The organism is Streptomyces longispororuber, assembly GCF_024448165.1.
GTDB classification, from domain to species: Bacteria; Actinomycetota; Actinomycetes; order Streptomycetales; family Streptomycetaceae; genus Streptomyces; species Streptomyces longispororuber_A.
Map to the genome: position 1 here is coordinate 21,114 of NZ_JAMOLN010000137.1, position 6,681 is coordinate 27,794.

The 6,681-nt window shown below is 73.4% G+C and carries 6 protein-coding genes and 1 pseudogene; 5 read left to right on the forward strand and 2 right to left on the reverse strand.

Annotated elements, in window-relative coordinates; genetic code table 11:
- Positions 1 to 3: 3 nt before the first annotated feature.
- The 4 genes from M4J07_RS31550 (at position 4) to M4J07_RS31565 (ending at position 4,268) form a co-directional block, all read left to right on the forward strand.
- The gene (locus M4J07_RS31550) at positions 4 to 1,950 is read left to right on the forward strand and encodes a RiPP maturation radical SAM C-methyltransferase (RefSeq protein ID WP_255977329.1); all 1,947 of its coding nucleotides are present in this window, start codon (positions 4 to 6) and stop codon (positions 1,948 to 1,950) included.
- A complete protein-coding gene (locus tag M4J07_RS31555; protein WP_255977331.1) occupies positions 1,947 to 2,573 on the forward strand; it encodes a DUF5825 family protein in 627 nt (208 codons plus the stop codon). The genes M4J07_RS31550 and M4J07_RS31555 overlap by 4 nt, the downstream gene beginning before the upstream one ends.
- Before the next feature lie 3 nt (positions 2,574 to 2,576).
- Positions 2,577 to 3,842 carry an MFS transporter gene (locus tag M4J07_RS31560; protein ID WP_255977333.1) on the forward strand — a complete coding sequence of 422 codons (1,266 nt, stop codon included), beginning with the start codon at positions 2,577 to 2,579 and terminating at the stop codon, positions 3,840 to 3,842.
- Positions 3,843 to 4,049: 207 nt separating this feature from the next.
- On the forward strand, positions 4,050 to 4,268 hold the full coding sequence (locus M4J07_RS31565) for a hypothetical protein (protein ID WP_255977335.1): 219 nt from the start codon (positions 4,050 to 4,052) through the stop codon (positions 4,266 to 4,268).
- Positions 4,269 to 4,347: 79 nt separating this feature from the next.
- Here M4J07_RS31565 and M4J07_RS31570 read toward each other — a convergent pair whose 3' ends face one another.
- Positions 4,348 to 5,004 (reverse strand): SDR family oxidoreductase, encoded by a 657-nt coding sequence (locus M4J07_RS31570; protein ID WP_255977337.1) that lies wholly within the window; start codon positions 5,002 to 5,004, stop codon positions 4,348 to 4,350.
- Between M4J07_RS31570 and M4J07_RS31575 the strand changes: the two genes are divergently transcribed.
- A complete protein-coding gene (locus M4J07_RS31575; RefSeq protein WP_255977339.1) occupies positions 4,978 to 6,219 on the forward strand; it encodes a hypothetical protein in 1,242 nt (413 codons plus the stop codon). The genes M4J07_RS31570 and M4J07_RS31575 overlap by 27 nt on opposite strands.
- Positions 6,220 to 6,301: 82 nt before the next feature.
- Here M4J07_RS31575 and M4J07_RS31580 read toward each other — a convergent pair.
- Positions 6,302 to 6,681, reverse strand: a pseudogene (locus M4J07_RS31580) (hydrolase); the annotation flags it as partial.

Sequence of the window (6,681 nt, forward strand, 5' to 3'; positions counted from 1 at the left end):
GGTATGCGCGTTCAGTTGGTGACCATGCCCTGGCACCCGATCGATCTGCCCTCCCTCCAGGTGGGCCTGCTGCATCAACTCCTGCGGCAGGTCCGCCCGGACGACGAGGTGCGCGAGTTCCACGGTTCGCTGCGCTGGGCGGAGTTCCTCCTCGAACGCTCCGGCGGACGGCTGCGGCCCGGCGACTACGAGGCGATCGGCAGCGACTCGATCTTCCACGGGCTCGGCGACTGGGTCTTCTCCGGCGTGCTGTACGAGGACGACGACTGGGGCGTCGCCCGGCTCCAGGACTACGCCCGTAGTCGCGAACTGTGCGGCGACACGATCGACACCGTCACCGAGATGCGGGTCCATGCCGCCGAGTACGTCCGGCGCTGCGCGAGCGACGTGCTCGCCCATGATCCCGACGTCGTCGGGTTCACCAGCACCTTCATGCAGAACGTTCCCTCGCTCGCCCTCGCCCGTGAACTCAAGCGCCACCGCCCGGAGTTGACGATCGTCTTCGGCGGCAGCAACTGCGACGGCGTCATGGGCCATGCCCTGCACCGCAACCACCCCTACGTCGACCACGTCGTGCGCGGCGAGGGGGAGTACGCGTTCCCCGCCCTCCTCGCCCACCTCGACGCGGGCACACCGCCCGCCGACGTGCCGGGCCTGTGCTGGTGGGACGACCGGGGCGGCCGGGGTCGCGGGCGGGGCGGCCACGAGGGCGACGGCCCGGACGGGTCGGTCGACGGGCAGCGAGTGTCTCGCGCCAACACCGAATCGCATCGGACCGTGGCTCCCGCAGACATCCCCTCGCCCGACTACGACCAATGGCAGGCGGAGATCGAGGCGTCCCCCGTCATCGAGTACGTCTATCCGAAACTGGTCGTCGAGGGCGCGCGCGGCTGCTGGTGGGGCGAGAAGCACCACTGCACCTTCTGCGGCCTCAACGGCACCGCCATGGCCTTCCGGGCCAAGCCCGGCGAGCGGCTGTGGAGCGAGATCGACCGGCTCGTGCGCCGCCACCGCATCCTCGACGTGGTGACCGTCGACAACATCATCGACATGGCGTACTTCAAGGACTTCCTGCCGCGCGCCGCCGACAGCGGCTGGGACCTGCGGATGCACTACGAGGTGAAGTCCAACCTCAACCGGGAGCAGATCGCCCAGCTGAGCGCCGCGGGCGCCGTCCTGTTGCAGCCCGGCATCGAGAGCCTCAGCAGCCGCGTCCTGGACCTCATGGACAAGGGCGTCAGCGGCGCCCGCAACATCCGTACGCTGCGCGAGTTCGACAACCACGCGATCACCTGCACCTGGAACTACCTGTACGGCTTCCCGGGCGAGACGACGGAGGACTACGCGCGCGTGCTCGACCAGTTGCCCGCGCTCGTCCACCTCCAGCCCCCGGGCGGCGCCCACCGCATCCAACTGGAGCGGTTCAGCCCGCACTTCACCGACCCCGGCCTCGGTTTCGGCAAGCGCCGCCCCGCGGCGATGTACCAGCACGTCTACGAGCTGCCCGAGGACGAGCTGGCCGATCTGGTCTACCTGTTCGACACCGAGGACGCGGGCATCGGCGGCGCGACCGAGGCCGCGCTGCTGCGGGCCGTCGCGCAGTGGCGGGCCGGGCACGGCGACTCGACGCTGGTCATGGAGACGGCCGGCGAGGACGAGGGCACGCTGCTCGTCCACGACCAGCGCCAGGGCTGGCCGCAGCGCACCTACTGGTTCACCGGCTGGCAGGCGGCCGCCCTGCGCCACCTGGAGGACGGCCGCACGGCCCCCGCCCTGCACCGCAGACTCACGGGCGACGAACACGACGTCTCCCTGGAGGAGTTGGGGGAGTGGCTCACCGAGGCGGTCGGCCTCGGCCTGCTCTTCCGGGACGGCGACGGCCGCACGCACGTGGCCCTGCCCACCCGCTCCGTCCCGGTCCGCGTCGACCGCGAGGCGGTGGCCGGATGACCGCGCTGCCCACCACCGTCCCGCACCGGGTCACGGGCACCGACGTCCACGTCACCGATCCGCTGCCGCTGCACGGGGACGGCCGCGCCGTCACGCAGGCCGTCCAGTTCCTGCGCGAGTGCCTGAGCCTCGGGCTGCGTGTCACGTATGACGTCGCACGGCCCGCGTCCGACCTCTTGCGGCCCGCGTCCGACGGCAGCAGTGATGCGGACGGCAGCAGTGATACGTATGACGCCACAAGTGGTACGTATGACCCGGCCGCGCTGCGCGCCCTGCGCCATCTGCCGCCGCCCGCCCAACACCCGGACGAACCGGCCGGGTTGACGTCCTGGCGGGACGGGCACGCCTACGGAATGCTCTACCACCGCCGCGGCCCGGACTTCGTGACCGTCATGGACCGCAGGGAGCGCCCCGCCTCCGCCCGGTTCACCCTCGACCACCCCGACCTGCTCGCCGCCTTCGACGCGCTCCACGAGGCCACGCCGCTCGACGCGCTCGACGCCGTCCACCAGGAGGCCGCGGGGCTGCTCGCCGAGGAGCGGCTCGCGCTCGTCGTCGACGGGTGGGCGGTGGCGCTGCCCCCACGACTGCGCCGCTGGCCCGTGCCCTGCACGGGGATCTGACGGGTGACCACCGCCCCTGGCAAGGGCACCGGAACGACAACGGAAGCGGGCACCGTCCCACTGTGGCGGCACCGCCCCTTCGTGCTGCTGTGCGGCGAGCAGATCGCCAGCTCGCTGGGGCGGCAGATCACCGCGCTCGCGCTGGCGCTGCTGGCCGTGACGGGGCTCGGCGCCGGACCGTTCGGGGCGGCCGCGCTGCTCGCGCTGACCTATCTGCCCGGCGCGCTCCTGAGTCCGCTGGCCGGGGTGCTCGTCGACCGCGTCCCGCTGCGCGGTCTGCTCGTCGTGGTGACGGCGGCGCAGGCCCTCGTCGTCGGCTCGGTGCCGCTCGCGGACGCGGCGGGCCAGCTCACCCGGCCGCATCTGTACGGCGTCGCCGTCGTCTCCGGCGCCCTCACCTTCACGCTCTCGGTCGGGCTCCAGGCCGCGCTGCCCCGCGTCGTCGGCCCCGACGGGCTTCTGGGCGCCAACTCGGCGCTGACCGCGGCCCGGACGAGCGGACAGATCGGCGGGCCCGCGCTCGGCGGCGTACTGGTCGGGCTCGTCGGACCGGCCCCCGCGCTGTTCGCGGGCGCCGCCGCGTACGCCGTGGAGGCGCTGTTCGTGCTCGCCCTGCCGGCCGCCCTGAACGTACGGCTGAAGGCCGCCGCGATGTCCCCGCTGGAGTCGCTGCGCTCCGGCCTCGCCGTCGTCCGCGCCGCACCGCGCCTGCGCCGCATGGTCCTCTCGGGCACGGGCCTGAACCTCGGCAGCGGCGCCGCCACCGCGCTCTACGTCTTCTACGCCACCCGTGAACTGGATCTCCCCGCCTGGCAGCTGGGCGCCACGTACGCCGTGTACAGCGCCGCCACGGTCGCCGGGGCGCTGCTCGCCGGACGCTTCGCGCGCACGGCGGGGCTGTGGCGGGCCACGCAGGTGTGCGGCCTCGCGGCGGGTGCGGCGGTGTTCCTGATCCCGGCCGCCTCGCTGGGCGCGGGCTTCGCGCTGCTGCTCGCCCACCAGGTGGCGTACGGGCTGACCGGCACCGTGTGGATGGTCTCCATGACGACCACCCAGCAACTGGTCACCCCGAAGGACATGCAGGGACGCGTCGCGGGCCTCGTCCAGGCGGTTCTCCTGACGACCGTCCCGCTCGGCGCCCTCGCGGGCGGCGCGCTGGCGGCGTGGCTCGGCAACGTCCCCGTGCTCCTGGGCGCCGCCGCGATCGCGCTCCTCTCGGCGGCGACGCTCTGGGCGCCCACCGTCGCCGACGAACCACCCGCCCGGTAGCCGGTGACCGGCCGACCGGCCACGCCTGCGTCAACCGCGCCCGGAGCCCGTCCACCGACGCCTGCCGCTGCGCGCGATCATCGCGGCCAGACCCCGGCCAAGCCCTTGGCGACCCCCGCCCGGTCCCGCCCCAGGGAAACCCCCTCAGGAACGCTCCTGAGGGGGTTTCACCGTGTGCCCGCGCCGATCACCGCGCAGACTGAACCCATGCCGACCACATCCCGCCGCCGAAACTGCCCCGAGTGCCGCCGCGAGATCGCCGTCGTCGGGGGCCGCTTCGCCCGCCACGACCCGCCCGGGGCCCGCGCCGCGGGCGAGCTCGTCTCCTGCCCCGGCTCCCGCCGCCAGGCCCAGCTCGGCGCGGTCCAGGACGCGCTCGACGGCTACGTCGTGCCGCACGTGCCCGGCCAGATGCCGCTGTTCTGAGGGCGCCGCTGCTCTGAGGACGCCGCTGTCCCGAGGCCCTCCCGGCAGTGTCGTGGCGCGCCGCCGGGACCGTACGGGATCAGTTGCCGGCGACCGACTTCACCGCGACCGACACAGGGGCGGAGCCCGAGACGAGTTCCAGGGTGAGCCCGGCCGTGGCCGGCGTGTCCACCAGCTCCGCCAGGACCGCGGCCACGTCGTCGCGCGGCACGGGCCCGCGCCCGGTGGAGGCCTCCAGACGGACGAGCCCCTTGCCGGCGTCGTTCGTCAGCTGCCCGGGCCGCAGGACCGTCCAGTCCAGGCCGGCACGCGCGCGTACGTTGTCGTCCGCCGCGCCCTTGGCCCGCAGATAGACGTCGAAGACGTCGTCGCCCTGGTGCGCGGCGTCCGCGCCCATCGACGACACCACGACGTACCGCCGCACCCCGGCCCGCTCCGCCGCGTCCGCGAACAGCACGGCGGCGTCCCGGTCCACGGTGTCCTTGCGGTCGACGCTGCTGCCCGGACCGGCGCCCGCCGCGAAGACGGCCGCGTCCGCGCCCTGCAGATGCGCCGCGACCTCCTCCACGGACGCCGACTCCAGGTCGCACAGGACCGGCTCCGCACCGGCGGCCCGCAGGTCGTCACCCTGCTCGGGCCTGCGGATGATCCCTGCGACCTCGTCCCCGCGCGCGGAGAGCAGCCGCTCCAGCCGCAGCGCGATCTGACCATGACCCCCAGCAATGACAATGCGCATGTCTCCGACCGTACGCCCGACGCGAACAGTTCACCGCGCAACCATGTGGGCGGCTCGCGGGTCACATGGGTACCGCGGCTCCATCCCGGCCGCGGTGGAACACGGGAGCCGGACATCAACGTCATACGTACCACCACCCTCACCGCGGCGGGCTGCACCGTCCTGCTGCTCGCGACGACCGCGGCCTGCGGCACCGTCGAGAACCTCACCGCGGCCCAGAAGATCGACCGCGCCGCGGACAAGCTGGGCGAACGCACCTCGCTGTCCCTGGAGTTGGGCCTCGACGCCACGCCCGCGGCCCTCACGAAGCTCGCGCAGTCCGACGAGGAGCCGCTGCCGCCGCAGATGGCCAAGGCGTTCACACAGTCCCGCATCAGCTTCTCCGTGCGCTCCAAGAAGCCGCTGGCCGACTCGGGCGAGAAGGACATCGTCGGCGCGGGCCTGAAGGTGACGGGCCCGGACGGCATGCTCGCGGAGTACCGCCTCGTCGGCGACTTCACGTACTACCGCATGAACCTGGACGCCTTCTCGAAGCTCGCGGGCTTCCCGGCACCCACCGCCGACGAGCTCCCCAAGGGCGAGGAGGGCGAGGCCCTGCGGAACGTCGTCGAGGGCAAGTGGGTCAAGTTCAGGACCGACGACCTCACCGAGGGCCTCAAGGAGAGCGGCGCCGCCGGGAGCGGCAAGAACGGCGAGAGCGGCAAGAACGACAAGAAGGCGTCGTCCGACTCCCTGGACTCCGCGACCCAGAAGAAGATCATGAAGGCCGTACGCGGTGCCCTCACGCGCAACGTGACCTTCACCGACAAGGGCACCAAGAACGGCACCGACCACGTCACCGCCAAGGCGTCCTTCCGCGCGCTCCTGACCGACGTCTTCGACCGGCTGCGCCCGCTCGCCGACGAGCTGCCCGAAGGCGCCGAACTCCCCACCGCCAAGGACCTCAAGGACGCGCCGAACAAGAAGGTGGCCGTCGACTTCGCCATCAAGGACGGCGCCCTGACCCGCGTCTCCCTGGACGTCGCGACCCTGGCGGACGACTCCCGGGGCGCGAAGGTGCCGCTCTACATGAAGTTCGGCGAGGCCGGCTCCGACGTCCTGAAGGCCCCGTCGGGCGCCACCGAAGTCTCCCCTGACGGGCTCATGCTGGGCGGCCCGTTCGGAGCCGGCGCCGGCGGCTCGGACTCCTTCGACCCGCTGGACGACGACTTCTGACGGCCCATCAAGTCAGTACGTGCGCGCGCGTGTTCGCCCACGGGTGAGCACGCGCGCGCACGCGAAGGAACGCGGGAGGCGGCTACGCGGGCCCGCCGCCCCCGTGCTTGGCCGCCCGCCCCTGCCGCGGCAGGTCGAGCGCGACCGCGGCGGCCGAGTCGCAGTACTCCCGCACCGCGCTGGTCCGTGCCACGACCCGCCCCCGGTGCACGACGATCCGGCTGTACGCGAGCGACAGCGCCCCCGCCAGCCGGTCGCCCCGCACCGCGAGCAGCTCCGCGGGGAACCCCGCCTCCACCCGCACCTCCGGCAGCCCGAGCGCCGCCCGCGCCGCCGAACTCACCGCGTCGTACGCGTCCTCGGCCCGCATCCCGTACCGCGAGGCCAGCAAGTACGCGGCCTCCAGCGGATCGCCCCGGCCCACCGGATTCGCGACACCGGCCACTCGGAGAGGGGGCGGGC